The sequence below is a fragment of the Sinorhizobium meliloti genome, assembly GCF_017876815.1.
Lineage (GTDB): Bacteria > Pseudomonadota > Alphaproteobacteria > Rhizobiales > Rhizobiaceae > Sinorhizobium > Sinorhizobium meliloti.
In genome coordinates this window covers 33,851-59,934 of record NZ_JAGIOS010000001.1, presented here as the reverse complement: position 1 = coordinate 59,934, position 26,084 = coordinate 33,851, and the positions used below count along the sequence as shown (strand labels likewise).

Annotated in this window: 25 protein-coding genes; 13 read left to right on the top strand and 12 right to left on the bottom strand. The window is 62.9% G+C overall.

What is annotated here, in order from left to right:
• Positions 1 to 205 precede the first annotated feature (205 nt).
• The 6 genes from JOH52_RS00285 to alr form a co-directional block, all read right to left on the bottom strand.
• Complete coding sequence (locus tag JOH52_RS00285) at positions 206 to 1,369, bottom strand: IS4-like element ISRm16 family transposase (protein ID WP_014529144.1); 1,164 nt, start codon at positions 1,367 to 1,369, stop codon at positions 206 to 208.
• Positions 1,370 to 1,816: 447 nt separating this feature from the next.
• A complete protein-coding gene (locus JOH52_RS00280; protein ID WP_003532733.1) occupies positions 1,817 to 2,557 on the bottom strand; it encodes an SDR family NAD(P)-dependent oxidoreductase in 741 nt (246 codons plus the stop codon).
• A gap of 11 nt (positions 2,558 to 2,568) precedes the next feature.
• On the bottom strand, positions 2,569 to 4,059 hold the full coding sequence (purF, locus tag JOH52_RS00275; protein ID WP_010969057.1) for an amidophosphoribosyltransferase: 1,491 nt from the start codon (positions 4,057 to 4,059) through the stop codon (positions 2,569 to 2,571).
• Positions 4,060 to 4,205: 146 nt separating this feature from the next.
• Entirely contained in the window at positions 4,206 to 4,805 is a 600-nt protein-coding gene (locus tag JOH52_RS00270; protein ID WP_003532741.1) for a CvpA family protein, read from the bottom strand.
• 68 nt (positions 4,806 to 4,873) lie between these two features.
• Positions 4,874 to 6,277, bottom strand: coding sequence for a DNA repair protein RadA (gene radA, locus JOH52_RS00265; protein ID WP_003532745.1), 1,404 nt, complete (start codon positions 6,275 to 6,277; stop codon positions 4,874 to 4,876).
• 123 nt (positions 6,278 to 6,400) lie between these two features.
• On the bottom strand, positions 6,401 to 7,540 hold the full coding sequence (gene alr / locus JOH52_RS00260; protein WP_010969059.1) for an alanine racemase: 1,140 nt from the start codon (positions 7,538 to 7,540) through the stop codon (positions 6,401 to 6,403).
• A gap of 133 nt (positions 7,541 to 7,673) precedes the next feature.
• Between alr and JOH52_RS00255 the strand changes: the two genes are divergently transcribed.
• The 3 genes from JOH52_RS00255 to JOH52_RS00245 all read left to right on the top strand — a co-directional run bounded on the left by JOH52_RS00255 (position 7,674) and on the right by JOH52_RS00245 (position 9,665).
• Positions 7,674 to 8,531, top strand: coding sequence for an AraC family transcriptional regulator (locus tag JOH52_RS00255; RefSeq protein WP_010969060.1), 858 nt, complete (start codon positions 7,674 to 7,676; stop codon positions 8,529 to 8,531).
• A gap of 181 nt (positions 8,532 to 8,712) precedes the next feature.
• Entirely contained in the window at positions 8,713 to 9,366 is a 654-nt protein-coding gene (locus JOH52_RS00250; protein WP_014529832.1) for an AzlC family ABC transporter permease, read from the top strand.
• The gene (locus tag JOH52_RS00245) at positions 9,363 to 9,665 is read left to right on the top strand and encodes an AzlD family protein (protein WP_003532749.1); all 303 of its coding nucleotides are present in this window, start codon (positions 9,363 to 9,365) and stop codon (positions 9,663 to 9,665) included. Before JOH52_RS00250 ends, JOH52_RS00245 begins: the two co-directional genes overlap by 4 nt.
• A 151-nt stretch (positions 9,666 to 9,816) precedes the next feature.
• Here JOH52_RS00245 and JOH52_RS00240 read toward each other — a convergent pair whose 3' ends face one another.
• On the bottom strand, positions 9,817 to 11,316 hold the full coding sequence (locus JOH52_RS00240) for a replicative DNA helicase (protein WP_003531702.1): 1,500 nt from the start codon (positions 11,314 to 11,316) through the stop codon (positions 9,817 to 9,819).
• Positions 11,317 to 11,637: 321 nt separating this feature from the next.
• Between JOH52_RS00240 and JOH52_RS00235 the strand changes: the two genes are divergently transcribed.
• The 3 genes from JOH52_RS00235 to JOH52_RS00225 are packed head-to-tail and all read left to right on the top strand — an operon-like array spanning position 11,638 to position 14,767.
• Positions 11,638 to 12,090: a MarR family winged helix-turn-helix transcriptional regulator gene (locus JOH52_RS00235; protein ID WP_010969062.1), complete on the top strand. Its 453-nt coding sequence runs from the start codon at positions 11,638 to 11,640 to the stop codon at positions 12,088 to 12,090.
• Positions 12,087 to 13,682: an MFS transporter gene (locus JOH52_RS00230; protein ID WP_014529831.1), complete on the top strand. Its 1,596-nt coding sequence runs from the start codon at positions 12,087 to 12,089 to the stop codon at positions 13,680 to 13,682. The genes JOH52_RS00235 and JOH52_RS00230 overlap by 4 nt, the downstream gene beginning before the upstream one ends.
• 17 nt (positions 13,683 to 13,699) lie before the next feature.
• Positions 13,700 to 14,767: an HlyD family secretion protein gene (locus JOH52_RS00225; RefSeq protein WP_029727998.1), complete on the top strand. Its 1,068-nt coding sequence runs from the start codon at positions 13,700 to 13,702 to the stop codon at positions 14,765 to 14,767.
• A gap of 246 nt (positions 14,768 to 15,013) precedes the next feature.
• On the opposite strand, the gene rplI is transcribed toward JOH52_RS00225, so the two are convergent.
• The 4 genes from rplI to rpsF all read right to left on the bottom strand — a co-directional run bounded on the left by rplI (position 15,014) and on the right by rpsF (position 17,495).
• On the bottom strand, positions 15,014 to 15,589 hold the full coding sequence (rplI, locus tag JOH52_RS00220) for a 50S ribosomal protein L9 (protein ID WP_003531697.1): 576 nt from the start codon (positions 15,587 to 15,589) through the stop codon (positions 15,014 to 15,016).
• A 35-nt stretch (positions 15,590 to 15,624) separates the two neighbouring features.
• Complete coding sequence (locus tag JOH52_RS00215; RefSeq protein ID WP_010969065.1) at positions 15,625 to 16,578, bottom strand: YybS family protein; 954 nt, start codon at positions 16,576 to 16,578, stop codon at positions 15,625 to 15,627.
• 193 nt (positions 16,579 to 16,771) lie between these two features.
• Positions 16,772 to 17,020: a 30S ribosomal protein S18 gene (gene rpsR, locus JOH52_RS00210; protein ID WP_003531693.1), complete on the bottom strand. Its 249-nt coding sequence runs from the start codon at positions 17,018 to 17,020 to the stop codon at positions 16,772 to 16,774.
• A gap of 25 nt (positions 17,021 to 17,045) precedes the next feature.
• Positions 17,046 to 17,495 (bottom strand): 30S ribosomal protein S6, encoded by a 450-nt coding sequence (rpsF, locus tag JOH52_RS00205; protein WP_003531690.1) that lies wholly within the window; start codon positions 17,493 to 17,495, stop codon positions 17,046 to 17,048.
• A 343-nt stretch (positions 17,496 to 17,838) separates the two neighbouring features.
• On the opposite strand from rpsF, the gene JOH52_RS00200 reads away from it, so the two are divergent.
• Complete coding sequence (locus JOH52_RS00200; protein ID WP_010969066.1) at positions 17,839 to 18,171, top strand: four-helix bundle copper-binding protein; 333 nt, start codon at positions 17,839 to 17,841, stop codon at positions 18,169 to 18,171.
• 26 nt (positions 18,172 to 18,197) lie between these two features.
• On the opposite strand, the gene JOH52_RS00195 is transcribed toward JOH52_RS00200, so the two are convergent.
• A complete protein-coding gene (locus JOH52_RS00195; RefSeq protein WP_010969067.1) occupies positions 18,198 to 19,241 on the bottom strand; it encodes an aldo/keto reductase in 1,044 nt (347 codons plus the stop codon).
• Positions 19,242 to 19,575: 334 nt separating this feature from the next.
• Between JOH52_RS00195 and fabD the strand changes: the two genes are divergently transcribed.
• The 6 genes from fabD to JOH52_RS00165 all read left to right on the top strand — a co-directional run bounded on the left by fabD (position 19,576) and on the right by JOH52_RS00165 (position 26,084).
• A complete protein-coding gene (gene fabD, locus JOH52_RS00190; RefSeq protein ID WP_010969068.1) occupies positions 19,576 to 20,520 on the top strand; it encodes an ACP S-malonyltransferase in 945 nt (314 codons plus the stop codon).
• A 24-nt stretch (positions 20,521 to 20,544) separates the two neighbouring features.
• Positions 20,545 to 21,282 (top strand): 3-oxoacyl-[acyl-carrier-protein] reductase, encoded by a 738-nt coding sequence (fabG, locus tag JOH52_RS00185; protein ID WP_003531678.1) that lies wholly within the window; start codon positions 20,545 to 20,547, stop codon positions 21,280 to 21,282.
• Positions 21,283 to 21,618: 336 nt separating this feature from the next.
• The gene (locus tag JOH52_RS00180; protein WP_003531676.1) at positions 21,619 to 21,855 is read left to right on the top strand and encodes an acyl carrier protein; all 237 of its coding nucleotides are present in this window, start codon (positions 21,619 to 21,621) and stop codon (positions 21,853 to 21,855) included.
• Between the two features lie 305 nt (positions 21,856 to 22,160).
• On the top strand, positions 22,161 to 23,426 hold the full coding sequence (gene fabF / locus JOH52_RS00175) for a beta-ketoacyl-ACP synthase II (protein WP_014526659.1): 1,266 nt from the start codon (positions 22,161 to 22,163) through the stop codon (positions 23,424 to 23,426).
• Between the two features lie 324 nt (positions 23,427 to 23,750).
• A complete protein-coding gene (mltG, locus tag JOH52_RS00170; RefSeq protein WP_010969070.1) occupies positions 23,751 to 24,950 on the top strand; it encodes an endolytic transglycosylase MltG in 1,200 nt (399 codons plus the stop codon).
• 246 nt (positions 24,951 to 25,196) lie between these two features.
• Positions 25,197 to 26,084: a YicC/YloC family endoribonuclease gene (locus JOH52_RS00165; RefSeq protein ID WP_010969071.1), complete on the top strand. Its 888-nt coding sequence runs from the start codon at positions 25,197 to 25,199 to the stop codon at positions 26,082 to 26,084.

The following is a 26,084-nucleotide window of genomic DNA, read 5'->3' as shown; positions in this document are numbered from 1 at the left end:
ATGAATGGGATCCCTCGGGAACCCAACCGCCTCAACCCCGCTCGGTCGGGATTGCCCCTCAACCGGCTGCCGCCACCTTCTCCCCGCAGGCGGGGAGAAGGGATATGCCGCGCCCGCTCGCTCCCTCGGGCGGGCGGTGAATGCGGGGTTCAGTTGGCGCCGCTTGTCCCTTCTCCCCGCCTGCGCAGGGCTGTCCGGGGAAAATTCATGCATAGCGGAAGACCATTTGGTTTGGGATGGTCCGGGGTTTTGGTCGGCTTGGATTGACCTGCGGCGGCTTGTGGATTTCGGCGATGCTTTTGCGCTGGAACAGGCACTGGGTGACGAGGTCGGTGAAGCGCAGGATCGGTAGAGGGACGCGGGCGAGGCGGGCGGCGATGCGCAACAGTGCATAGGCGATCATCGCCGCGAAGATCTGCAGGCGGATGGCGTTGTCGTTGTTGCCGAGGAACTTGCGGATCTTGAGGTGCTGTTTGATCCAGCGGAACAGAAGCTCGATCTGCCAGCGATCCTTATAGAGCTGGCCGATCTCGACGGCGGAGCGCTCGAGGTCGTTGGTCAGAAGCGTGATCGTATCGCCGTCCTGGCGCTTGACGATTACCCGGCGCAAGCCGATCGGCAGCTTGGAATCGCCCTTGCTGGCGAGGCTGACCTGGCTGTCTTCGAGGACCAGGAAGCCATCGCCTTGAGGTTGCTCAACGGGGCGTTCAGCGACCAAAGCCAGTCCCATGTTGGTCTTCGGCCGGGTGACGAAACTGGCGCCGGCTTCGGCGATCGCCGTCCACCAGCCGTAATGGCAGTAGCCCTTGTCGAAGACATAGGTTGCGCCCTTTTCGATGGTGATCGTGCGGCCGATCTGGGCGTCGTTGACGTTGGCGTCGGTGATGTCGAGGATGCCTGGACAATCGGCCTTGGGATCATAGACGACATGCAGCTTCATGCCGCGGATGCGGCCGTTCGACTTGGCCCAATCGTACAGCTTACCCAGCGGTATCGGGGTCGAATCGATCAGCCGCAGCATCTTGGTGCCCTCCCGGCGCGTCTGCCGGTCGAGCTGACCGGCCAGAAGCGCGAAGGTCTCGGCGAAGACGGCGACCGGGCGGCGGCGGTTGGCGTCCGACAGCGTCGAGCGCATCAGCCGGCCACTGCCGAGATGGTAATGATGCTGACTGTTGGCGTTGAAGCTCGCCTCCAACCCGCGCAGGCTGGTCGTGGCGCTCAACTGGGCATAGATCAGTGCCACCAGATGATCCCAGCTGGTAAAGCACTTGTCGTAGGCATCCCCGGCATGACGACCCACAATCGCCTGAAAGCTGCGGCGATCAATCGCTTTCAGCAGCTGGGCGAAAATGCTAGGGGTGAACCGCATGCTCCGTCTCCTTTTCTGAGTCTCGACAACCAGAAAATAGACGGAAAAACGCCGTCTGACGGGGCATGCGCCTGCGACATTTCGATTCACCCGGAACTTTCCCCGGACAGCCCTGCCGCCTGCGGGGAGAAGGTGCCGGCAGGCGGATGAGGGGCGGGTGACCGCTAATGCCAATGTTAGCGCATACGGGTTTGATCCCAAGGACCCATCCGCAAGCCTCGCCACTGCTGGAAATACAGATGCCGCCACTCCGGAGTAAATCCGCGAAGGGCTGGACAACAAGAGATATGTGCATGCCGTAGCGTTGTGACGGGGAGAAGGGACAAGCTGCTGGATGGCCATTTCCTCTTGAGCGCCCGAGAAGCGGTGCATCACCGCGAGTCCCCTTCGCCCCGCTTGCGGGGAGAAGGTGGCCGGCAGGCCGGATGAGGGGGAGGTGCCGCCAGCCTATTCCGGCATGCGGTAGTCGACGATCTTCTTTTCCCGAACGATGAAGAGCTTCCCCGTCTCGGTCTGCTCGCGGCCGAGCAGCGGCAACAGCGCCTGAGCCACCTCGGAGGGATGCGGCAGGGTCTCCGGATCTTCGCCGGGCACGGCCTGCGCCCGCATGGCGGTGCGCGTGGCGCCCGGATCGACGCTGAGGATGCGCAGCGGCAGGCGCTGTGTCTCGTAGGCCCAGGTGCGTGCCAGCGCCTCGACCGCAGCCTTGGAGGCGGAGTAGGGCCCCCAGAAGGGCTTGCACTTGTGCGCAGCGCTCGAGGAGAGGATGAGGGCGCGGCCGGCATCCGAACGGACGAGCAACGGCTCGAGCGACCGGATCAGGCGCCAGGTCGCGGTGACATTGATCGCCATCACCTTTTCGAAGACCTTGGCTTCCACATGGCCGATCGGCGAGATCGTGCCGAGGACGCCCGCATTGGCGACCATGATGTCGAGCTTGCCCCAGCGCTCGTTTATGGCGCCGCCGAGCTTGTCGATGGCGGCCATGTCCGAGAGATCGAAGGGGACGAGCGTTGCCGAACCGCCGAAAGCCTTGATCGCGTCGTCCAGTTCTTCGAGACCGCCGAGGGTGCGGGCGCAGGCGACGACGTGGGCGCCGGCCTTGGCGAGTTCAAGAGCAGTGAAGTAGCCGATCCCGCGCGATGCGCCGGTGACGACGGCGATCCGGTCTTTCAGATTGGGCGTCATGTTGTTGTTCGTTATCCGTTGCTGGCGAGAACCGAGAGTTTGCGAACGTTGCTCGCTGCCCCCTGGTCGAGAAGGCGGGTCGGGTAGTCCCCGGTGAAATAGTGATCGGTGAACTGCGGCGCCTGCGGGTCGCGCTTCTCGCCGCCGACGGCACGATAAAGCCCGTCGATCGAGAGGAATTCGAGAGAATCGGCGCCGATGAAGCGACACATCGAGGCGAGGTCGGCATGCTGGTTGGCGAGCAGCTTGTCACGGTCGGGCGTGTCGATGCCGTAGAAATCCGGGTGGAAGATCATCGGGCTCGCGACGCGCACATGCACCTCGCGGGCGCCTGCCTCGCGCATCATCTGGACGATCTTGACCGAAGTGGTGCCGCGGACGATGGAATCGTCGACGAGCACGACGCGCTTGCCGGCGATCATCGCCCGGTTCGCAGAATGCTTGAGCTTGACGCCGAAGGCGCGAATCTGCTGCGTCGGCTCGATGAAGGTCCGCCCGACATAGTGATTGCGGATGATGCCGAGCTCGAAGGGGATGCCGCTTTCCTGCGCATAGCCGATTGCAGCCGGCGTACCGCCGTCCGGAACGGGCACCACGACATCCGCCTCGACGGGGGCCTCGATGGCGAGGTTCTTGCCCATGTTCTTGCGGGCGACGTAGACGTTGCGGCCGCCGACGACCGAATCCGGCCGGGCGAAATAGACGTACTCGAAAAGGCAAAGGCGTTCCGGCAGCGGATTCTGCGGCTTGCGGGCATCGATGGTGATCGACCCGTCCGGCTGAATTTCGCAGATGACGATTTCACCGTTCTCGATATCGCGAACGAATTTGGCGCCGATGATATCCAGCGCGCAGGTCTCCGAGCAGAAGATCGGCTTGCCGTCGAGTTCGCCCATGACGAGCGGGCGAATGCCGTTCGGGTCGCGGGCGGCGATCAGCTTGGTGCGGGTCAGAGCCAGCATCGAATAGCCGCCTTCGACCTGGGCGATAGCGTCGGCGAAGCGATCGCTGGAAGAGACGTGTTTCGACCGCGCGATCAGGTGCAGCACGACTTCGGTGTCGGATGTCGACTGACAGATGGCACCGTCTGCGATGATCTGGCGCCGCAGCGTCAGGCCGTTCGTGAAGTTGCCGTTGTGCGCGATTGCGATTCCGCCTTCCTGCAGCTCGGCAAACAGCGGCTGGACGTTGCGCAGGACCGTCTCACCGGTGGTGGAATAGCGTACATGGCCGATCGACATCGAACCGGGCAGCTTCGCGAGCGTCGTGGGATCGGTATAGTGGTCGCCGACGAGACCCATCCGGCGCTCCGAATAGAACTGCCGCCCGTCGAAGGTGACGATACCGGCGGCTTCCTGCCCTCGATGCTGGAGAGCGTGCAGGCCGAGCGCCGTCAGCGCGGCGGCGTCCGGATGGCCGAGAATGCCGAAAACGCCGCACTCCTCATGGAGGGTGTCGCCGTCGAGTTCGTCATGGATTTCGCTGGATCTGAGATCGGTCATCGCAATTCGCCTTTGCTACGTGCCGGTGCGCATATCGTGATCGGGCCGCCAGTCTTCAAGCGATCTTACCCGAAAACACTGACAAGCGTCATTCCAAATGGATAAAGCCCGCACAGCGGGCTTTATTGCAAACTTTCCTGTCGATCTCAGCCGTTCGTCGCCGGTGCTTCCTCGCCGGGCGCCTGTTCCGTCTGAGCCGGCGGCGTCTCGCTTTCGCCTTCGCCGGTCGTATCCTTGCCGCGCAAGCGGTCGAGAATGGTGGCGTCGGCCTCTTCCGGCAGGAGCGCTACCAACTGATTGCCGAGATTGTCGAGCAGCGGTTTCGACTTCGCGTGGGTCACCCAGACGGGCTGCTGCTGCGGCGCCACGAGCCAGTTGAAGAACAGCATGGCGACGACGACGAGCAGAATGCCGCGAGCGGCCCCGAACAGGAAGCCGAGCGTGCGGTCGAGCGCGCCGATGCGGCTGTCGATGATGAAGTCGGCCACCCGCATCGTGATGAAGGAGATGATGATCAGTGCAATCAGGAAGATCACGGCCGCCGAGCCGATCATCGCGACCGTTCCGCTGGTCGTGTACTGGCTGGCGTAGGGCAGAAGATGCGGATAGAGGAAATAGGCCGCGGCGGCTGCGCCGACCCAGCTCGCCACCGACAGAACCTCGCGCGAGAAGCCGCGAACCATCGCGAGGACGGCTGAAAACAGCGCGACGCCGAGAACGATACCGTCGAGAATTGTGATGGGCATGTTGTCCTTACTCCGACTCCACCGCCAGGCGGCACATCCCGTTGATGCTCCAGGGCGCGGCTATTCCGTCAGTCCTCGTCATTCGTCTGTTGCAGGGCACGCCGCGATCCCGCGATACGCGCCACCAGATCCGGCAGGCTTTCCATCTCGCTCCAGCGGCCGTTGCCGTTCTTCGGCAACTCGGTCGATGCAGATGGCAGGACTGCCTGGGAGAAACCGAGTTTCTCGGCTTCCTTGAGACGTTGGGCGGTATGCGCAACCGGCCGGACTGCACCCGACAAGCTGACTTCGCCGAAATAGACGCAATCGGGCGGCAGGGCAAGCCCGGCAAGCGACGAAACCAGTGCGGAAGCCACAGCGAGATCGGCCGCCGGTTCGGAAATGCGATAGCCACCCGCGACATTGAGGTAGACGTCGTGCTGGCCGAGGCGAATGCCGCAATGGGCTTCCAGCACGGCGAGGATCATCGAAAGGCGGGCCGAGTCCCAGCCGACCACGGCGCGGCGCGGCGTTCCGAGCGATGTCGGCGCGACCAGCGCCTGTACCTCGACAAGCACGGGGCGCGTGCCTTCCATGCCGGCGAAAACCGCTGCACCCGGCGATTTCGCATTGCGTTCGCCGAGAAACAGCTCCGACGGGTTGGCGACCTCGCGCAGGCCCTTGTCGGACATTTCGAAAACGCCGATCTCGTCGGTCGGTCCGAAACGGTTCTTCACCGTCCTGAGGATGCGGTAATGATGGCCGCGGTCGCCCTCGAAATAAAGGACGGCGTCGACCATGTGCTCGACGACGCGGGGGCCGGCGATCTGGCCCTCCTTTGTCACGTGGCCGACCAGCACGACCGCCGTGCCCGTCTGCTTGGCGAAGCGGATCATCGCCTGCACACCGGTGCGCACCTGCGTCACCGTGCCGGGCGCGGAGTCGACGATGTCGCTCCAAAGCGTCTGGATGGAATCGATGATGACGAGGTCCGGGCGCTTGCCCTCGGAAAGCGTCGCGAGAATATCTTCGACATTCGTCTCGGCGGCAAGGAGCACGTCGCTGTCGGCGGCGCCGAGCCGCTGAGCACGCAGGCGGACCTGGGCGATCGCTTCTTCGCCCGAGACATAGATCACCCGGTGCTTCCGGCGTGCAAGCGCCGCGGCCGCCTGCATCAGCACGGTCGACTTGCCGATGCCCGGATCTCCGCCGACGAGCAGTGCGGATCCGCGAACGAAGCCGCCGCCGGTCACGCGATCGAGTTCCGAAATGCCGGTCTGGATGCGCGGCGCGTCTTCGATCTCTCCGGACAGCGTCGTAAGTGCGACGGGACGCCCCTTCTTCGGCGTGCGCATGGGACCGCCGCCGATCCCCGCCGTGGGATTATCCTCGATGATCGTGTTCCACTCGCCGCAGCCGTCGCACTTGCCCACCCAGCGGGAATGGACTGTGCCGCAATTCTGGCAGACGAACTGGGTGCGGGCTTTCGCCATAGATGTCGGCTTTCGGATGTTTGCGGGCAGATGGCGGAATTGCCGCCGCCCGAGAATCACTCTTGGCGGTCACATAATGCCGCGAAATCCTGTTTGAAAGGACGATATTCCTTTGCGCCTTGTTCAAGCGCCTCCGACATAGGTCCGATGATAGCGCCGGCCGAGGCTCGTCAGCAGCTCGTAGCCGATGGTACCGCCGGCGCGCGCGACGTCGTCGATGACGACATTGCGCCCGAAGACCTCGATATAATCGCCGGCACGTACGGCCGCTTCCGGCAGGTCCGTGACATCGAACAGGCTCAGATCCATCGTCACCCGACCGACATGCGGCACCTTCATACCATGCAGGAAACCGAAGGCGCCCGAGGGCATCGCCTGTCTGAGGGTGACGCCGCCGCCCGAAACCGAACGGTGGTAGCCGTCGGCATAGCCGATCGCGACCGTCGCAATGCGGCTGTCGCGGCCGAAGCGGACCGAGGCGCCGTAGCTTGCCGTTCCGCCGGATGGAACCGTCCTGACCTGCACGATGCGCGCTTCGGCGGTGACGACCGCTTTCATCGGATTGACCGCGCCATTTACCGCCTCGCCGCCATAGACCGCGATGCCGGGCCGGGTGAGGTCGAAGTGGTAGTCCGCACCGAGGAACACGCCGCCGGAATTTGCAAGGCTCGCCGGCACGCCCTCGAAGGCGGCGGTCACCTCGCGGAAACGCTGAAGCTGATAGCGGTTCATCGGGTGTCCGGGATCGTCGGCGCAGGCCAGATGGCTCATGACGAGGACCGGCGAGAAACTCGCAGGCCGCGCAGGGTCGTGGGCGAGGGCAAGCGCCTCCTCAGGCGACAGGCCGAGCCGGTTCATGCCCGTGTCGACGTGGAGAACGCAGGGGTGGTCGCCCCGTTCGGAAAGCGCTGCCATGAAGACCGCCAGCTGCTCTTCCGAGTTGATGATCGGCACGAGATCGTTCTCGAAGAAGAGCTCCTCGTTGCCGGGCCACATTCCCGCGAGAATGTAGATTCGCCCATCCGGAACAAGCGGGCGAAGATCGGCCCCTTCTTCGACACTGGCCACGAAGAAATCGCGCGCGCCGGCGGCATAGAGAGCCGGAGCGGCATGCACGACGCCGAGACCGTAGGCATCGGCCTTCAGAACGGCGGCGGCGCGGGCTTTTCCGGACCGCTCGTTCATCGCCCGCCAATTGTCGGCGAGCGCGGTGAGGTCGACGGTGAGCCTGCTGGAGGCGGAAAGAAACTCGGGGCTTTGCATACCGAAAACTCTGCGTGGGCGATATCGGCAGCAATACATCCAAGTGCCCCGCGCCGCAAACGGCCGACGCAATGCTCTGGCCGAAAGCACTTTCATGCAAGACGAGGCTCTCCTCGCCCGATAAGATCGTCCGATGGAAACGATCTCACAGGAAAAGGCCATCGAGGCCATGCCGCTCGAGGGAGCCGAGCGGACCCGTTTCTGGCGCGACCCGCGCTTCAAGGGCATGGAGTGCCTGAGCGCGACCTTCATCACGCATGAATTCGCACCGCACGCGCACGACACGTTCAGCATAGGTGCGATCGAAGCGGGTTCCCAGATCAGCACGATCAAGGGGGAACGATCGCAGACGGGCCCGGGAGATCTCTATCTCATCAATCCGGATGAAATCCACGACGGGCATCCGGGTCACGAAGGCTACCGCTACCGGATGGTCTATCCACCCACGGACCTGCTGGTCGAGATACTCGAGGATGTGACCGGCCGCTCCTTCAAGGGAACGCCGTCCTTCTCGCGGCTGCTTCTCACCGATAGAGAGCTTGCGCTCGGCTTTCATCGTGCGCACCGTGCATTGGAAGGCAAGGTCGGTACCCTGGAAGCGGACGAAAGCATGTTCGGGTTCCTGGCCAGGCTCTTCGAGCGCCACGGCAACGCTATCATCGTCCCCCTGCAGACGCGCGAGAGCTCAGCCGTGCACCGGGCACGCGATTATCTTGTTGAAAACTACACGCACGATATCGGGCTGGAGGAGCTTGCGAAGCTGGCGGGCCTCAGCCGCGCCCATCTGATCCGCGCCTTCCGAAAGGAATTCCACATCACCCCGCATGCTTTTCTCACCGACAAGCGGGTGCGGGAAGCAAAGGCGCTCCTGCGCAGAGGTTGGTCTGCGGCGGACACCGCCTATCACTGCGGTTTCGCCGATCAGGCGCATTTCAGCCGCCATTTCAAGGCTCGAACCGGCGTCACGCCGGGTGCCTATCGCTCAGCCTGATCACTTTCGTTCAAGACGGCGGTCTTCTGCCTGGTTACTTCCTGGGCACTTCCAGGAAAAGCGTGTGACGGTTTTCCGTCCGGAAGCGCGTAGTTTCAGAAGGTTAGTGTTGCAAGTACGGGAGATCCCAGGCGTGAAGAAGTCGCGGGCAGTCGAGGAATTCTGGGGAGGTTTCAGGGCGATGGCACCGCTCATCGTGGCGGTGATGCCGATCGGGCTCGTTTTCGGGGCCGTTGCCGCGACCAAGGGCCTGTCGAGCCTCGAAGTCGTGATGATGAGCGCGCTGGTCTTCGCCGGCGGTTCGCAATTCGTTGCGCTCGACATCTGGACTCATCCCGCCTCCTGGGCCGCTCTCGGATTTTCGGCGCTGCTCGTCAATATCCGTCATCTTCTGATGAGCGCATCGATCGGCACGAAGATGCCGGCCTTCTCGGGGCCGGCGAGATATGCCGCGATGCTTCTCCTTGCCGACGAGATCTGGGCCATGGCCGAGGTCCGGGCAGGTGAGTCGCGTCTCACGCCTGCCTGGTATGCGGGCCTTGCGGTGCCGTTCTATCTGGCCTGGGTGCTTGCCGGTCTTGCCGGCTCGCTCGCCGGCGCATTCCTCGGAGACCCGAAAGCGCTCGGTCTCGATTTTGCGTTTCCCGCGGTCTTCATCGTCCTGGTCATGGGCTTCTGGAAGGGACGTGAAACCGGCGCGATTCTCGCTGCGAGCGCCGCGGCCGCGGTCCTCGCACGCCAGTTCCTCCCCGGCGTCTGGTACATCGCAGCCGGTTCGGCGGCGGGCGTCGTTGCGGCGCTTTTCACCGGTGAACGTCAGGAAGCCCGCGCATGACGCTCGATCCGCACACGTTTCTTGCGATCGCCGCGATGGCCGTTGCGACGGTGCTGACCCGGCTCGGCGGTCTTGTCCTCATCCGTTTCGTGACGATAGGTCCGAAGCAGAAGCGGGCGCTGGAGGCGATCCCGCCGGCCGTATTGATGGCCGTCATCGCGCCGACGGCGTTGGTCACCGGGCCGGCCGAAACGCTCGCGGCCCTCGCCACAGCGCTTGTCGCCACGAGGCTGCCGCTGCTCGCGGCCGTGGCGGCCGGCGTGATTGTCGTGGCGGTTGCGAGGGTGTTCGTGGGGTAGAGAGGCGTCGCTGCGCCTTGAGAAAATGCCCCTCACCCTAACCCTCTCCCCGCAAGCGGGGCGAGGGGACCTGTTTGCATGCGGCTTGCCCCTTCTCCCCGCCTGCGGGGAGAAGGTCGCGGCAGCGGGATGAGGGGCCGCAATCAGCCTGTCAATGCTCGTACTGCGTGAACGACGGATCGGCGAGATCCGAGAAGCGCGTGAATTCCGACTGGAAGGCGAGCTTGACGGTGCCGGTCGGTCCGTGGCGCTGCTTGGCGATGATCACGTCGGCCGTGCCCTTCACCTTCTCCATCTGCATCTTCCACTCTTCGTATTTCGGATCGAATTCGTCGCGCGGTTCCATGTTCTTCACGTAATATTCCTCGCGGAACACGAAGAGGACGACGTCGGCGTCCTGTTCGATCGAGCCCGATTCACGCAGGTCGGAGAGCTGCGGCCGCTTGTCCTCGCGGCTTTCCACCGCGCGCGAGAGCTGCGAAAGCGCGATGATCGGCACGTTCAGCTCCTTGCCGAGCGCCTTGAGGCCGGTGGTGATCTCGGTGATTTCCTGTACTCGATTTTCGCCGGACTTCTTCGAACCGGTCATGAGCTGGATGTAGTCGACCACGAGCACGTCGAGGCCGCGCTGCCGCTTCAATCGGCGAGCGCGCGCGGCAAGCTGGGCGATCGAGATACCGCCGGTCTGGTCGATATAAAGCGGCACTTTCTGCATCATCTGGGAGCAGGCGACGAGCTTCTCGAAATCCGCCTCCGAAATATCACCGCGGCGGATCTTCGAGGAGGAGACCTCGGTCTGCTCGGAGATGATACGGGTGGCGAGCTGTTCGGACGACATTTCGAGCGAATAGAAGCCGACCACGCCGCCGTTCTTGGCCTTGAAGGAGCCGTCGGGCTGTACTTCCGGCTCGTAGGCGGCGGCGATGTTGTAGGCGATGTTCGTCGCGAGCGAGGTCTTGCCCATGCCCGGACGGCCGGCGAGGATGATCAGGTCCGATCGCTGGAGTCCGCCCATCTTCCCGTCAAGGGAATGGATGCCGGTGGAAATGCCGGAGAGATGACCGTCCCGCTCGAACGCCTGTCCGGCCATGTCGATCGCGAGCGCTACCGCGTCATTGAACGATTGGAAGCCGCCATCGTAGCGCCCTGTTTCGGCGAGTTCGAACAGCCGCCGTTCGGCGTCCTCGATCTGGCTCTGCGGCGGCATGTCGAGCGGTGCGTCGTAGGCGATGTTCACCATGTCTTCACCGATGGTGATCAGCGACCGGCGGAGCGCCAGGTCGTAGATCGCGCGGCCGTAATCCTCCGCATTGATGATGGACACTGCTTCGGCGGCAAGGCGCGCGAGATATTGTGCAACCGTCAGGTCGCCGACCTTCTCGTCGGCCTTGAGGAAGGTCTTGACCGTCACCGGGTTGGCAGTCTTGCCCATGCGGATGATTTCGCCGGCGATCTCGAAGATCCTGCGATGCAACGGCTCATAAAGGTGTACGGGTTTCAGGAAATCCGAGACGCGATAGAAGGCGTCGTTATTGACGAGAATGGCGCCGAGCAGGGCCTGCTCCGCTTCCAGATTGTTCGGCGCCTCGCGATAATGCTGTTCCGCCTGATCCTTGGCCAAAGGGGCGAGCTTTCGCGCTGCGTCGTTCATCGTTTTCCGTTTCCGCTTATGATCCCGTGAGGCACCCGGTTTGCTGACTGTTGCGCGCCGCGTCTAGTGCAGGCACGCAACAGTGGCGTGCCATACAACCCGGCCTGTCGCCTTTGCCCGTTGTTCGACTGATCCACAGGGGGACAAGGGAGAAGTTGTAAAAAAATACATTCTCACGCGATGCTGGTTGACGCCGCGGCCATGGGTAAAACTACCTGATTCGCATCCCCGCGTCCTCGATCGGCATCTTGAAAAATGCCCATGGCCGGATTAAATAGTGTCCAGATAGTTAGCATGCTAGTAATATGGAAAAGATACTAAATGCCGAAGCCAAACGACAATCGTGAACTGTTCGACGCACTTGCGACCGTCAACCGCAAACTGCGCTCGGTGTTCGACGCGCGGGTGAAGGAGCGCGGCCTGACGCTGCCGCGTGCGCGGATGCTGTTCGCGCTCGCCAGGAAAGAAGGTCTCAATCAACGCGAGTTGGCCGAAGAGCTCGATATCGAGACGCCGACGATCGTTCGGCTTCTCGACGGCATGGAAAAGCAGGGATTCATCGAGCGCCGGGTCGAGCTTTCCGACCGGCGTGCGAAGCAGATCCACATGACGGACGTCGGCCGCTCCGTGGCGGATGAGATCCAGAAGCTCGCGAGCGACATCCGCGAAGAGGTTCTGGGCGGGCTGCAGCCGCAGGAAATCGCCGTCGCGCTGAAGGTCGTCTGCAAGATCGCGACGAACATCCAGTCGATCGGTCGGAGTGGCGACCGATGAATGCCGTTGCCGCTCCCGGCTCGATGCGTATCGGCAAATCGGCTCTCTATATCGCCGGCTCCGCTCTCCTCTTTCTGACACAGGGGCTCGGTATGAATCTCGCGTCGGCCAATCTTGCGCAGGTCCAGGGGTCGCTTTCGGCCACGTCGGTGGAGGCGGCCTGGCTTGCCGCTGCCTACATGGCGCCGAATGTCAGCCTTTCGGCCGCTCTCGTGAAGATCCGCGCCCAGTATGGTCTTCGCCGCTTCGCAGAGATCGGCATCGTCGGATTCGTCATCGCTTCACTGATGAACGTCTTCGTCTCGGACCTTCATTCGGCGGTCGTCGTCCGCTTCATCAGCGGCATTGCGGCCGCGCCGATGTCGACCCTCGGCTTTCTCTATATGCTGGAAGCCTTTCCACCGGCGCGAAAGCTGACGGTGGCCCTCGCACTCGCCCTGACATGCACGACCTTGGCCGCTCCGATGACGCGGCTGATCTCGCCTGAGCTCATCGAGATCGGACAATGGCACGGGCTGTACACGCTCGAGATGGCGCTCGCGCTGATCGCGTTGCCGATCATCTATCTGCTGCCCCTGACGCCGGTGCCTCATGCCAAGGTCATTCAGCGTGCCGACATTCTCAGCTACCTGCTGCTCGCCGTCGGCTTCGGCTGCGTTGCCGTCGTCCTCGTGATGGGCAGGCTCTATTGGTGGTTCGAGGCACCCTGGCTCGGCATGCTGCTCGCCCTGTCGGTCGTGACCCTCACGGCCGTCGTACTGATCGAGCTCAATCGCGAGCAGCCCTTGATCGACATACGCTGGTTGGCCTCGCGCGAGATCGTGCATTTTGCCGCCGTGCTGTTGATCTTCCGCCTCGTCGCCTCGGAACAGTCGGCGATCGCCACCAACTTCTATCAATTGCTCGGGCTGCAGTACGATCAGCTCGCGACACTTTACTGGATCATTCTGGCCTCATCGCTGGGGGGCGGTCTGCTCTGTGCGGCGCTGATGAAGCCGGGGCACGCGGACGCCGTCCACGTGGTCGCCCTCGGCATGCTCGCCGCCGGCGCCTATATGGACAGCCATGCGACGAGCCTCACGCGTCCGGAGCAGATGTATGTGAGCCAGGCGCTGGTCGCCGCCGGCACGGCCCTTTTCCTGCCGCCGGCCATGGCCCGCGGTTTCACGGCGGCACTCGCGAAAGGCCCCAGCTACATCCTGAGCTTCATCGTCGTCTTTCTCTTCACCCAAAGCATCGGCGGCCTGATGGGCTCGGCCGCCTTCGGAACCTTCGTGACACTGCGGGAAAAGTTTCACGCCAACATTCTGGCCGAGCAGATCGTTCTGAGCAATCCTCTGGTCGCGCAGCGCATCGGGCAGTTGTCGGGCGCCTACGCCAAGGCAATCGTCGACAGGGCGTTGCTGAACGGGGAGGGCGTGGCCCTGCTCGGACAGACGATCACCCGCGAGGCCAACATCCTCGCCTACAACGATGCCTTCCTGTTGGCGGCGATCATAGCGCTTTTCGCGCTCGCGGTGCTGCTCATCCAAATCGCAGTCAAACAGCTCGCCAGGCACGATCCCGACATCGTACCGGCGGCCACATCTTGAACAATGAAGTCGTTATCATGCTGAAAAATTTCCGCTCTCCCACCACGCTTATCGTTCTTCTTGCCGGCCTCGCCGGTCTTTCGCTCGTCCTCTACGCCTGGCGTCTGCCGCCCTTCGCGAGCTCCGTCGAAACCACGGAGAACGCCTATGTCCGCGGCTATGTCACGACCATCAGCCCGCAACTTTCCGGCTATGTCGCGGAGGTGCCGGTGCGCGACTACGAGGAGGTAAGGGCTGGTCAGCTCCTCGTCAGGATCGATGACCGGATTTACGTCCAGAAGCTTGCGCAGGCAAAAGCGACACTCGCGACACAAAGGTCGGCGTTGGCGAACTCGTTCGAACAGGAGCTGTCGGCAAAGGCCGGAATCGCTGCGAGCGAGGCCCAGCTCGACGGGGCCAAAGCGGCTCTGGCAACGGCGAGAGCCACCTGGGACCGCATTCGTCCGCTCGCCGACAAAGGTGTCGCGACGCGGAGCGACGCCGACCAGGCCCGGGCGGCCTTCGAGCAGGCGGACGCGGGCGTCAAGCAGGCGATCGCCAATCTCGAGGTTTCGCGCCAGTCGCTTGCGACGACGCTCGGCGCCCGCGCCGGCCTCGAGGGTTCGGTAGCCGGCGCCGAGGCGGCCGTGGAGCTCGCCGAGATCGACCTCGACAACACCAGGATCGTTGCGCCGCGTGCCGGCAGGCTCGGCGAGATCGGCGCCCGTGTCGGACAATATGTCACCGCCGGCACGCAGCTGCTTTCGGTCGTGCCGCACGAGGTCTGGATCGTCGCCAACTTCAAGGAGACGCAGCTTGACGGAATGAGGGTTGGTCAGCCCGTCACCATTTCGGTAGACGCCTTGAACCGGCAGGTGCTGAGAGGCCACATCGAGCGCTTCTCTCCCGCTGCCGGATCGGAATTCAGCATCATCCGGCCGGATAACGCCACCGGCAATTTCACCAAGGTGGCGCAACGTCTCGGCGTGCGCATCGCCGTCGACCCCGAACAGCCGATGGCCGATCGCCTTGCTCCCGGGCTCTCTGTCGTGGTGAGGGTCGACAAGGCGGGCGAACCGCAGGCGGCAATCGCGTCCGCCGGATAGAGCTCTAAGAAGTTGAGACGCGGGATGCGGGCGGAAAACCGCGCACACTTTTCCTCATCCCGCTCTACAGCGCCGCGCGTCTTATCAGACGCGCAAAGGTCGCTGTAGCACTTTGATCTGCTGCATGTTTTTGTCCTTTAATCGGATCCGATTAAAGGACACATGCAGTAGGATCCGCGAGGATTTGCCCGCAAACAAAAAGCCCGGATCCGATCCGGGCTTCTTTCCTTGAAGTCCGCTCGGGTCTTATTCTTCTTCGGACTCGAGCTCGGCTTCCGGGTTGAAGAAGTCTTCCGGCTTCAGCGCGTCTTCGTCCACGCCGTAGATGGCGTCGGCCGAGGTCAGGCTTTCGCCCTTGGCCTGGCGCTCGGCTTCTTCGGCCGAACGGGCAACGTTGATTTCAATCGCCACGTCGACTTCCCCGTGCAGGTGCAGCGTGACCTTGTGCAGGCCGATAGCCTTGATCGGCTGGTTGAGGTCGACCTGGTTCCGGTTGATGTTGAAGCCTTCGGCAGCCAGCGTCTCGACGATGTCGCGGGCGGCAACCGAGCCGTAAAGCTGACCGGTCTCGCCAGCGGAACGGACGATGATGAAGGACTTGCCGTCAAGCGAATCGGCGACCTTCTGGGCTTCCGACTTGCGCTCGAGGTTACGGGCTTCGAGCGTCGAGCGCTCGGATTCGAAACGCGCCTTGTTGGCGGCATTGGCGCGGAGCGCCTTGCCGAGCGGCAGCAGGTAGTTGCGCGCGAAGCCGTCGCGAACCTTTACGGTTTCGCCCATCTGACCGAGCTTGGCGATGCGTTCGAGGAGAATGACTTCCATTTTGATTTCCTTTCAGTTTTGTTTTGTTTCGTTGGTCAGTTTTTTCCCGTGGGCGTGAGTGCGATGGCGCGGCGCGTATCGATCAGGCCGGACAGGAGGAAGAAGAAAGCCGGAATCGTGAAGACGAATACCGACAGGTATGCGATCCACAGCACGGGAAGCCGCCAGGACTTGCCGCGCGTGCGAAAATGGAAGGAGGCGAAGCCCGAGAGCAGGAAGCCGGCGCCGAAGGTGCCGCAGACGAGCGCACCTATCACAGCCGGCGCACCGCCGAAGAAGGTGAGGGCCAGGCCGCCGAGAAAAACGAAGATGGCGTTGCGGTGCATCCTGAGCGACGAGGGAACGTCCTCCCGCGGCCGAAGCGCCTTGCCGGATAGCTGTACGATGCGGGTCGCGAGGTAGTAGGCGGCGAACAGCATCAATACCCAGATCGCACCCTGCACGAGCGGCAGCGCCAGCGTGAATATCGACTTGAGCTGAGCGATCGCCGCGGCATCCGGATTGTAGAGCGGTTCCTGCGCCTTCACCGCCTCGATCACCATGTCGACCATGATGTCGGAGACGCTCGAGTCGTACCCGACAATGTAGCCGACGATGACCATGCCGACCGTCACCAGTCCGGCAAGATGCACGAGGATGTCGGAGAGCGGATACCAGGCGAGTGAACCCTCGGGACCGCCGAGTTCGGAAGCCGGGCGCGCAAGATTGGAGAGGTGGCTGAGCCAGCCGGCCGGGACGAGCGTCACGACGACGATCAGCAGTGCGAAATAGGGTGACACGAGCGCCACTGCTGCCCCGCCCGCGACCACGATGGCAGCGATGGCGGCGGCGTTTCCCCAACCGAGACCCGCAATCAGGATCGGCAGCGCGGAGGCGGCGTAGAGAACGATCGCAAGAGACGACTGCGTATTCGCGCCCATCGACAAGAGGGCGGCGGTAATGCCGGCGAGAACGCCGGTCAGCAGCGATGTCCTGTTCCAGGTCTTCACGTTCGCTGTCCTGCTTGAGAGGCAGTTAGGGGCGACCATCCGGCCATTGCCCCAACATGGGATTTGTGCGCCGTTCCGGCGCGTTTCCGATCCGCGCCCACCGCGGAAGGGAGGAATCGAGGCACCCTTGAGAGAGCGCCTCGATCGAAGCTGGTTTCCGTCGAGTCAGCCGATCGACGGAGCGCCGGCCGCCTTACGATACGATGTAGGGCAGCAGGCCGAGGAAGCGGGCGCGCTTGATCGCTTGGGCGAGTTCGCGCTGCTTCTTCTGGGAAACGGCCGTGATGCGCGAGGGCACGATCTTGCCGCGCTCGGAAATGTAGCGCTGCAGGAGACGGACGTCCTTGTAGTCGATCCGCGGAGCGTTTGCACCCGAGAAGGGGCAGGTCTTGCGGCGACGGTGGAACGGACGGCGTACCGGAGCGGAAGAAACTTCAGCCATTGTCTTTATCTCCTAAAGCTTCTTGTTAAGCGCGGTCTTCGCGCGGGCGGCGCGGACGGTCATCGCGATCGCCACGGTCCGGACGCGGACCACGGTCGCCAAACCCACCACGGTCCGGACGGTCGCCGTCGCGGCGCGGGCGATCGTCGCGGTCGCGCTTCTGCATCATCGCGGACGGGCCTTCCTCGTGCTTGCCGACGGCGATCGTCATGTAGCGCAGGACGTCTTCGTTGATGCGCATCTGACGCTCGACTTCGTGCACGGCCGGTGCCGGGGCATCGATGTCCATGAGGACGTAGTGAGCCTTGCGGTTCTTCTTGATGCGGTAGGTGAGGGACTTCAGGCCCCAGTTTTCGACCCGACCGACCTTGCCGCCGTTCGCTTCGATTACACCCTTGTACTGCTCGACGAGAGCGTCGACCTGCTGCGGCGTGATGTCCTGCCGAGCGAGGAATACGTGTTCATAAAGAGCCATTGTGGCTTGCCTTTCTTGCGTTAATCAGCCCGGACCTCGGCGGCTAAGCCTCAACGACTGTTCTTAAAGGCTATGAGAGCCGGCAAGAAAGTGTTGTATCGAGACGGTCGAGAGCGGAGACACGGGAGGCCGGAATGCCTTTACATTCCTCGCGGCTTCCGAATGGAAACCGGCCCTCCGTTCAGCCACCAGCCAGAAGACCGGGCGTTTCGAACAGCGCGCTTATACGGGTTTTCTGCCGAAATGCAAGCCGCCTCGTCGGATTGGTGTCCGGGCTGCGCTCAGCCGGAACAAAAGCGCCCTTGCGCTGTTGAGTGGGCTTCCACCCATCCGGGAGAAGAAAATGGCCCCCTTCGATCCGAAGATGCAGGAATGCATCGAGAATTGTCTTGCCTGTTATCGCGTCTGCCTTTCGACGGCGATGACTCATTGCCTCGAAGCCGGCGGCGAGCATACCAAGCCGCCGCACTTCCGGCTGATGATGGCCTGCGCGGAGATTTGCAGGGACGCGGCGCATTTCATGCTGCTTGGCACGCCGCACCACAAGCACCTGTGCGGCGAGTGCGCCGAGATCTGCGCGGAATGCGCGGACGATTGCGAGCGCATCGGCGACATGGGCGATTGCGTCGACGCCTGCAGGCGGTGTGCCGAGAGCTGCCGCCAGATGGCGGCATGAAGCCGCCGCTCCGGCGCGAGAGTGTTTCAGATCGGCGCCGGATAGAGCCGATGCAGGCGCCGGATGCCGTTCATCACGTCCTGGGAAAGAGTGACGTCGGCGGCGCCGAGGTCGTTCTTCAGCTGCTCGATCGACGTGGCGCCGATGATGGCCGAGGCCATGAAGGGGCGCGTGAGACAGAAGGCGATTGCCATCTGGGCCGGGTCAAGACCGTGTTCGCGGGCGAGTGCGGCATAGGCGGCCACGGCGGGCTCCTGATGCGGCGTGTAGCGGCCGCCGAGGTCGCCGTTGATCGACAGGCGGGATCCGGCCGGCCTGGCACCGTCCAGATATTTTCCGCTCAAGAGCCCGGCCGCCAACGGCGAATAGGCGAGCAGGCCGATATCTTCGTGGTGCGACACTTCCGCGAGGTCGAGATCGTAGCTGCGGTAGAGCAGATTGTACTCGTTCTGAATCGTCGCGACGCGCGGGAAGCCGTATCTGTTGGCGAGGTCGATCATCTTCATCGCGCCCCAGGCCGTATCGTTCGAAAGGCCGACAGCGCGGATTTTGCCCGCTTTGACGAGTTCGCCGAGCTTGTCCAGAATGGCCTTGAGATCAGCCGCAACCTCCTCCTTGTTCTGGTGGGAGGGGTCATAGGACCAGGCGTTTCTGAAGTGGTAATGACCGCGGTTGGGCCAGTGCAGCTGATAAAGGTCGATATAGTCGGTCCTGAGCCGCGCGAGGCTCGCATCGACCGCCTCGCCGATTCCTTCCGGGGTGACCGGGCCGCCATTGCGGATGTAGGCACGGCCGGAGCCGGCGACCTTGGTTGCAACCACCACGTCGTCGCGTCGGCCGCGCGCGGCCAGCCAATCGCCGATGATGCGTTCGGTGTTGCCGTAGGTCTCCGCTGAAAGCGGCGTGGTCGGATAGAGTTCGGCGGTATCGATGAAGTTGACGCCGCGGTCGAAAGCATAATCAAGCTGTTCGTGGGCTTCGGCCGGCGTGTTCTGCGAGCCCCACGTCATCGTTCCGAGGCAGATGGACGAAACCTTGATGCCGGTGCGGCCGAGTTTGTTGTAGCGCATGACGTTCCTTGTGGAGCGGGTTCGCGCCATGGGAGGAAGGCGCTCCGCCTTGGAAATGACGGTTGGCCGCAGCCCGGGAAGTTCCGGAACGACGCGGCGGCAAAGCGGGGCAAACTTAAGCCTTGATTGGCGAAGATCAAGGGCAAAAGACCGCAAGCAACCGGTCAAGCGCGGCTTCCGCGCTTGACTTGCTGTTCAGGAATGTGAATGGAGAGGAAAATACGCGGCGGCAGCAGGGTCCGGGCGGTTCATCTGCACCTGCTCGCGCAATTGAAACGATCCCGGCTATTTGGTTGCTCCGAGCCAGCCGCGATCCAGGGAAGGGGCACTCTTGATGAGCATCGCATTCACGTTCCCCGGCCAGGGCAGCCAGGCCGTGGGCATGGGCAAGGATCTGGCCGAAGCATTTCCGGAGGCCGCGGCTGTCTTTGCCGAGGTCGACGACGCGCTCAGCGAAAAGCTTTCCGACATCATGTGGAACGGGCCTGAGGAGACGTTGACGCTGACGGCGAATGCGCAACCGGCGCTGATGGCAGTGTCCATGGCGGTAATCCGCGTGCTAGAAGCCAAGGGCCTCGACCTCAAGAGCAAGGTTTCCTTCGTCGCGGGCCACTCGCTCGGGGAGTATTCGGCGCTCTGTGCCGCCGGTACGTTCTCGCTCGCCGACACGGCGCGTCTTCTGCGCATTCGCGGCAATGCGATGCAGGCGGCCGTCCCCGTCGGCAAGGGCGCGATGGCGGCGATCATCGGTCTGGAGCATGACGATGTCGAAGCGGTCTGCCGTGACGCATCATCGTTCGGCTCGTGCCAGATCGCCAACGACAACGGCGGCGGCCAGCTGGTGATCTCGGGCGAGAAGCCTGCTGTGGAGAAGGCCGCGGCCCTCGCTTCGGAAAAGGGTGCCAAGCGCGCGCTTATGCTGCCCGTGTCCGCCCCCTTCCATTCCGCCTTGATGACGCCGGCCGCCGAGGCCATGCGCAAGGCGCTCGCGACGGTCGAGAAGCGCGATCCCGTGGTTCCGGTCGTCGCGAACGTGCTTGCTGCGCCGGTAAGCGATGCGGGCGAGATCGCGCGCCTGCTTGTCGAGCAGGTGACCGGGCAGGTGCGCTGGCGCGAGACGGTCGAGTGGTTTGCGGCCCATGAAGTTACGACGCTTTACGAGATCGGCTCGGGCAAGGTCCTGACGGGACTTGCCCGGAGGATCGACAAGACCGTCACGGGCATCGCCGTCAATTCGCCCGCCGATATCGATGCGGCGCTTGCCGTCCTCTTGGCCTGAGCGCCCTACTATAAGGAGAAATCCATGTTCGATCTTTCAGGCCGCAAGGCTCTCGTTACCGGCGCTTCCGGTGGTATCGGCGAGGAAATCGCCCGCATGCTGCATGCCCAGGGCGCCGTCGTCGGACTCCATGGTACCCGCGTCGAGAAGCTCGAAACGCTTGCCAACACCCTCGGCGAGCGGGTTCAGATATTCCCGGCAAACCTCTCCGATCGCGCGGAAGTCAAGGCGCTCGGAGAGAAGGCGGAAGCCGATCTCGGCGGCGTCGATATCCTCGTCAACAACGCCGGCATTACCAAGGACGGGCTCTTCGTCCGCATGAGCGACGAGGACTGGGACAACGTCATCGAAGTCAATCTCACGGCCGTCTTCCGGCTGACGCGCGAGCTCACGCATCCGATGATGCGCCGTCGCTTCGGCCGCATCGTCAACATAACCTCGGTCGTCGGTGTCACCGGCAATCCGGGGCAGGCGAATTACTGCGCCTCGAAGGCGGGCATGATCGGCTTCTCCAAGTCGCTTGCACAGGAAATCGCCACCCGCAACGTCACGGTCAACTGCGTCGCCCCGGGCTTCATCGAAAGCGCGATGACGGGCAAGCTGAACGACAAGCAGAAGGAAGGGATCATGTCTGCGATCCCGATGCGGCGGATGGGAAGCGGAGCGGAAGTCGCCTCCGCCGTGGCCTATCTCGCTTCTAACGAAGCGGGATATGTCACCGGTCAGACGATCCACGTCAACGGCGGCATGGCGATGATCTGACGAGGCGATGGAGTGCGCGGCTCCTTGGGCTTCGGCCTGTGCCGCGACCTCCGATCAGCCTCTTCGTTTGTTTGTGCCAAATGCCTGAAATTCAATGTTGACCAAGGGAATAACGGGCATTTTCGCCCTTTGCGGCAGGCATAAACCGTGTTAATCGGGCCATGACTGCGCGCAGTCGACCGTTCCGGCCAGGTGTCCGGCAGCTCTTGCTGCCCTGGGTTTCCGCGGTTTCGGTTGGATGGATTGCCCGTTGGACCAACTTGGTCTATCAGGCGTGATAGAGTGCCGGTGCCGGTAACAGCGCCGTAGAGAAACATAAGGTCGAGGAACTCCGACATGAGCGATATCGCAGAACGCGTGAAGAAAATTGTTATTGATCATCTTGGCGTCGACGCCGAAAAGGTCAGCGAAGGCGCAAGCTTCATCGATGACCTCGGCGCGGACTCGCTCGACACCGTCGAACTGGTCATGGCATTCGAAGAGGAATTCGGTGTCGAAATCCCGGACGACGCAGCAGATTCGATCCTCACCGTTGGCGACGCCGTCAAGTTCATCGAGAAAGCCCAGGCCTGACCTTTTGGCTTGAGTCATTGGCGGGCCGCACTCGCGGCCCGTTCAGCCCTGGGGCAGTGGGCTGGCCCGCATGCACTGCGGGTTGCGATCGGCAAAGCGTCCCGCCTTTCCCTCTGGTCGTCACTACTGCATGTATCCTGATAGGAGTCCGTCCAGGGACAAGAACATGCAAGGAACCATAAGGTCACAGCGACCTTTGCGCGTCTTCACGACGCTGTAATGAGATTTGCAATGCATGCGCGGGTCGCGATCGTCGCGTGGTCCGGTCCGGCGGTTGAATTGAACAGTCAGGGTGGGTCACGGGTATGAGACGTGTCGTTATCACCGGTACCGGCATGGTATCTCCTCTGGGTTGCGGAACCGAAGTCAGCTGGGCGCGTCTTCTGGCCGGCGACAACGCGGCCCGCAAGGTCACCGAGTTCGAGGTCGAGGACCTTCCCGCCAAGATTGCCTGCCGCATTCCCTTCGGCGATGGCAGCGACGGCACGTTCAATGCCGACGACTGGATGGAGCCCAAGGAACAGCGCAAGGTCGATCCTTTCATCGTCTATGCGATGGCCGCTGCCGACATGGCGCTGGCGGATGCCGGCTGGAAACCCGAAAGCGACGAAGACCAGATTTCGACCGGCGTCCTGATCGGCTCCGGCATCGGCGGGCTGGAAGGTATCGTCGATGCGGGTTACACCCTGCGCGACAAGGGCCCGCGGCGTATTTCCCCGTTCTTCATTCCCGGCCGGCTGATCAATCTCGCAGCCGGTCAGGTTTCCATCCGCCACAAGCTGCGGGGTCCCAACCATTCCGTCGTGACGGCCTGCTCGACCGGCGCGCATGCGATCGGCGACGCCAGCCGGCTGATCGCGCTCGGGGATGCGGACGTGATGGTGGCCGGTGGTACGGAATCTCCGATCTGCCGGATATCGCTCGCAGGATTCGCCGCCTGCAAGGCGCTCTCGACACAGCACAACGACAATCCCGAGAAGGCCTCGCGGCCCTATGACGCCGATCGTGACGGCTTCGTCATGGGCGAGGGTGCGGGCATCGTCGTTCTGGAAGAACTGGAGCACGCAAGGGCGCGCGGTGCCAAGATCTACGCAGAAGTGATCGGTTACGGCCTGTCCGGCGACGCCTTCCACATCACTGCTCCGTCCGAAGACGGCGAAGGCGCTTACCGCTGCATGCAGATGGCGCTGAAGCGCGCGGGCGTCACGGCTGCGGACATCGACTATATCAACGCTCACGGAACATCGACGATGGCCGACACGATCGAGCTCGGCGCGGTCGAACGGCTGGTCGGCGACAGCGCGTCGAGGATCTCCATGTCCTCGACGAAGTCGGCCATCGGACATTTGCTCGGCGCAGCCGGCGCGGTCGAAGCCATCTTCTCGGCGCTCGCAATTCGCGACAATATAGCCCCGCCGACGCTCAACCTGGACAACCCTTCCGTCGAGACGAAGATCGATCTCGTGCCGCATGTCGCGCGCAAGCGCGAGATCAATGTGGCCCTGTCGAACTCGTTCGGTTTCGGCGGCACCAACGCGTCGTTGATTCTGCGCCGTTACACCGGCCATTGATCCCTCGGGCGGGCGTGTTGCGAAACGGGTTGCCAAGGTAAGCGGAATTCGGGCACATCTTCCGATCTGCATCGACCCGCGATCCCGCTTTTTGCCGCAATGCTCACTACAAGCTGTCGCTGGAGTGGCGACGACTCGGGGACGCCGCCAAGGGGCATGTTCGCGCAAGCCACATCTGGTAATTGTAGGATATTCATCGCTGGGCAGGCCGCTCCTTCACCGGAGCCGCAGAGGCCGCCGTAACATTCACTGGTCGCCGGTCTAATCCGAAATTCGCACCGGCGGCGGTTTGATAAGGTTGCGAATTTCGGAATCGGGACAATCGTGAGCGACTCAAACGATAACAGCGCGGTGCAATTCGGCCGCAATGAAACCGGGAGCAACGGGCCGATCATTCCGAAGTCGGCCAACGAAGCGCTGCGTCCCGAAAGAGTTCCCCATCCGCCGAAGCGTTCGCGCAAGGCCCGCAGCCAGGTCGTCATCTTTCTCAACTTCGTCATGACCGTGGTCGTCTTCGTGGCGCTCGCGGCCGCCGGGGCCGTCTATTACGCGATGCACGAATATGAAAAGCCGGGGCCGCTGGAGGCGAACAAGAATTTCATCGTTCGCAGCGGCGCGGGCATCAGCGAAATCGCCAGCAACCTGGAGCGCAACGAGATCATTACCGACAGCCGCGTATTCCGGTTCGTTTCGGAAGCCTATCTGAGCAATGACACGCTCAAGGCCGGCGAGTATGAAATCAAGGCGCATGCATCGATGCAGGAGATCATGGAGCTTCTGAAGTCCGGCAAGTCGATCCTCTACTCCGTTTCGCTGCCGGAGGGTTTGACCGTGAAGCAGATGTTCCACAGGCTTGCCGACGACCCGGTTCTTGTCGGCGATCTGCCGGCGGAGCTGCCGCCCGAAGGCTCCCTCAAGCCGGACACCTACAAGTTCACCCGGGGAACCGACCGTAACGAGATCGTCAAGCAGATGACCGCTGCCCAGAAGGCGCTGGTGCAGCAGATCTGGGAGAAGCGGGATCCGGACCTTCCCGTATCGACCATAGAGGAATTCGTAACTCTTGCGTCGATCGTGGAGAAGGAGACCGGCCGCGCGGACGAGCGACCGAGGGTCGCTTCGGTGTTCATCAATCGCCTGGAAAAAGGCATGAGGCTGCAGTCGGATCCGACGATCATCTACGGTATCTTCGGCGGCGACGGCAAACCCGCCGACCGGGCAATCCTGAGGTCCGACCTCGACAAGCAGACGCCGTACAACACCTATCTCATCAAAGGCCTGCCGCCGACGCCGATCGCAAATCCGGGCCGGGCAGCGCTCGAAGCCGTCGCCAATCCGTCGCGCACGCCCGAGCTCTACTTCGTCGCCGACGGCACCGGTGGGCATGTCTTCGCGGAGACGCTCGACGAGCACAATGCCAATGTGCGGCGCTGGCGCAAGCTCGAGGCGGAGAGGGCGGCGGAGGCGGCCAAGGCCACCGAGGCTGCACAGGATGCCGTCACGCAGACCGGGACCCAGCAATAATACATGTCGCCAAAAACCGCGCAGCGGTTTGGTATAACGACGTGCACGAAAGCAAAACCTGAGGCGCGTCGCATACATTGATGCGGCGCGCCTCAGCCTCATGTGGACGGACTCGCCGCCGCGCGGATATTCCTTGCGGAGTTCGGCGCTGTCGCCATAGTGCTTCCCTCAATGACAATGTCGTGCCTCCGCTCGGAGGTGCAGAGATCGTTGTGCTTTATCGAATCACTGCCAACGGAGGAAACGATGCCGCTCCAATCGATGACCGGCTTTGCCAGGAAAGAGGGGAGCAGCGGACGCTATCGCTGGGCTTGGGAACTCCGTTCGGTCAACGGCAAAGGTCTCGACATGCGGCTTCGCCTGCCGCCGGGACTTGAACGTATCGAGCCCGACTGCCGACGCCTCGCCTCGCAGTATTTCTCGCGAGGGAACTTGCAGGTCGGCCTTTCGCTGAGCGGTACTGAAGCTTCGACGGAGGCAGTTCTCAACGAGGAAGCGCTCGCCGCCGTCCTGAAGCTTCGCGAACGATTGGGCGATGTCATCGATCCGGCGCCGCTCAAACTCGATACGTTGCTTTCCATTCGCGGCATTGTCGACTTCCGCGAGCCGGAGGAGAGCGAGAACGAGCGCGCGGAACGCGACGCGGAGATACTCGCCGGCCTGGAAGGCGCGCTCGCCGATCTGCGGACGATGCGGGAAGAAGAGGGCAAGGCGCTCGGGCAGGTGTTGCTAGCCCAGGTGGATCGCATCGAGAAACTGACCGCGGTAGTCGAAAACGATCCGTCCCGCAGCCCGCAGGCGATCGCCGACAGGCTGGCGCAGCAGGTTTCGGTCATCATGGCCAACGCGTCCGGCATCGATCGCGAAAGGCTGCATGCAGAGGTCGCGCTGCTTGCGACGAAGGCCGATCTTCGGGAGGAACTCGACCGGCTGGGCTCGCATATTGCGGCTGCCCGCGACCTCCTGACAAAGGGCGGGCCGGTCGGACGCAAGCTCGATTTCCTTGCACAGGAATTTAACCGCGAATCGAATACCATCTGTTCGAAATCGAATGCCGCCGCCGTGTCTGCCGCCGGTATCGAATTGAAGGTCGTGATCGACCAGTTCCGCGAACAGGTTCAGAATCTGGAGTAG

Excerpts from the sequence above, each read along its gene's own strand:
- JOH52_RS00285 (WP_014529144.1), bottom strand. The coding sequence starts at position 1,369 with ATGCGGTTCACCCCTAGCATTTTCGCCCAGCTGCTGAAAGCGATTGAT.
- JOH52_RS00280 (WP_003532733.1), bottom strand. The coding sequence starts at position 2,557 with ATGACGCCCAATCTGAAAGACCGGATCGCCGTCGTCACCGGCGCATCG.
- purF (WP_010969057.1), bottom strand. The coding sequence starts at position 4,059 with ATGACCGATCTCAGATCCAGCGAAATCCATGACGAACTCGACGGCGAC.
- JOH52_RS00270 (WP_003532741.1), bottom strand. The coding sequence starts at position 4,805 with ATGCCCATCACAATTCTCGACGGTATCGTTCTCGGCGTCGCGCTGTTT.
- radA (WP_003532745.1), bottom strand. The coding sequence starts at position 6,277 with ATGGCGAAAGCCCGCACCCAGTTCGTCTGCCAGAATTGCGGCACAGTC.
- alr (WP_010969059.1), bottom strand. The coding sequence starts at position 7,540 with ATGCAAAGCCCCGAGTTTCTTTCCGCCTCCAGCAGGCTCACCGTCGAC.
- JOH52_RS00255 (WP_010969060.1), top strand. The coding sequence starts at position 7,674 with ATGGAAACGATCTCACAGGAAAAGGCCATCGAGGCCATGCCGCTCGAG.
- JOH52_RS00250 (WP_014529832.1), top strand. The coding sequence starts at position 8,713 with ATGGCACCGCTCATCGTGGCGGTGATGCCGATCGGGCTCGTTTTCGGG.
- JOH52_RS00245 (WP_003532749.1), top strand. The coding sequence starts at position 9,363 with ATGACGCTCGATCCGCACACGTTTCTTGCGATCGCCGCGATGGCCGTT.
- JOH52_RS00240 (WP_003531702.1), bottom strand. The coding sequence starts at position 11,316 with ATGAACGACGCAGCGCGAAAGCTCGCCCCTTTGGCCAAGGATCAGGCG.
- JOH52_RS00235 (WP_010969062.1), top strand. The coding sequence starts at position 11,638 with ATGCCGAAGCCAAACGACAATCGTGAACTGTTCGACGCACTTGCGACC.
- JOH52_RS00230 (WP_014529831.1), top strand. The coding sequence starts at position 12,087 with ATGAATGCCGTTGCCGCTCCCGGCTCGATGCGTATCGGCAAATCGGCT.
- JOH52_RS00225 (WP_029727998.1), top strand. The coding sequence starts at position 13,700 with ATGCTGAAAAATTTCCGCTCTCCCACCACGCTTATCGTTCTTCTTGCC.
- rplI (WP_003531697.1), bottom strand. The coding sequence starts at position 15,589 with ATGGAAGTCATTCTCCTCGAACGCATCGCCAAGCTCGGTCAGATGGGC.
- rpsR (WP_003531693.1), bottom strand. The coding sequence starts at position 17,020 with ATGGCTGAAGTTTCTTCCGCTCCGGTACGCCGTCCGTTCCACCGTCGC.
- rpsF (WP_003531690.1), bottom strand. The coding sequence starts at position 17,495 with ATGGCTCTTTATGAACACGTATTCCTCGCTCGGCAGGACATCACGCCG.
- JOH52_RS00200 (WP_010969066.1), top strand. The coding sequence starts at position 17,839 with ATGGCCCCCTTCGATCCGAAGATGCAGGAATGCATCGAGAATTGTCTT.
- JOH52_RS00195 (WP_010969067.1), bottom strand. The coding sequence starts at position 19,241 with ATGCGCTACAACAAACTCGGCCGCACCGGCATCAAGGTTTCGTCCATC.
- fabD (WP_010969068.1), top strand. The coding sequence starts at position 19,576 with ATGAGCATCGCATTCACGTTCCCCGGCCAGGGCAGCCAGGCCGTGGGC.
- fabG (WP_003531678.1), top strand. The coding sequence starts at position 20,545 with ATGTTCGATCTTTCAGGCCGCAAGGCTCTCGTTACCGGCGCTTCCGGT.
- JOH52_RS00180 (WP_003531676.1), top strand. The coding sequence starts at position 21,619 with ATGAGCGATATCGCAGAACGCGTGAAGAAAATTGTTATTGATCATCTT.
- fabF (WP_014526659.1), top strand. The coding sequence starts at position 22,161 with ATGAGACGTGTCGTTATCACCGGTACCGGCATGGTATCTCCTCTGGGT.
- JOH52_RS00165 (WP_010969071.1), top strand. The coding sequence starts at position 25,197 with ATGCCGCTCCAATCGATGACCGGCTTTGCCAGGAAAGAGGGGAGCAGC.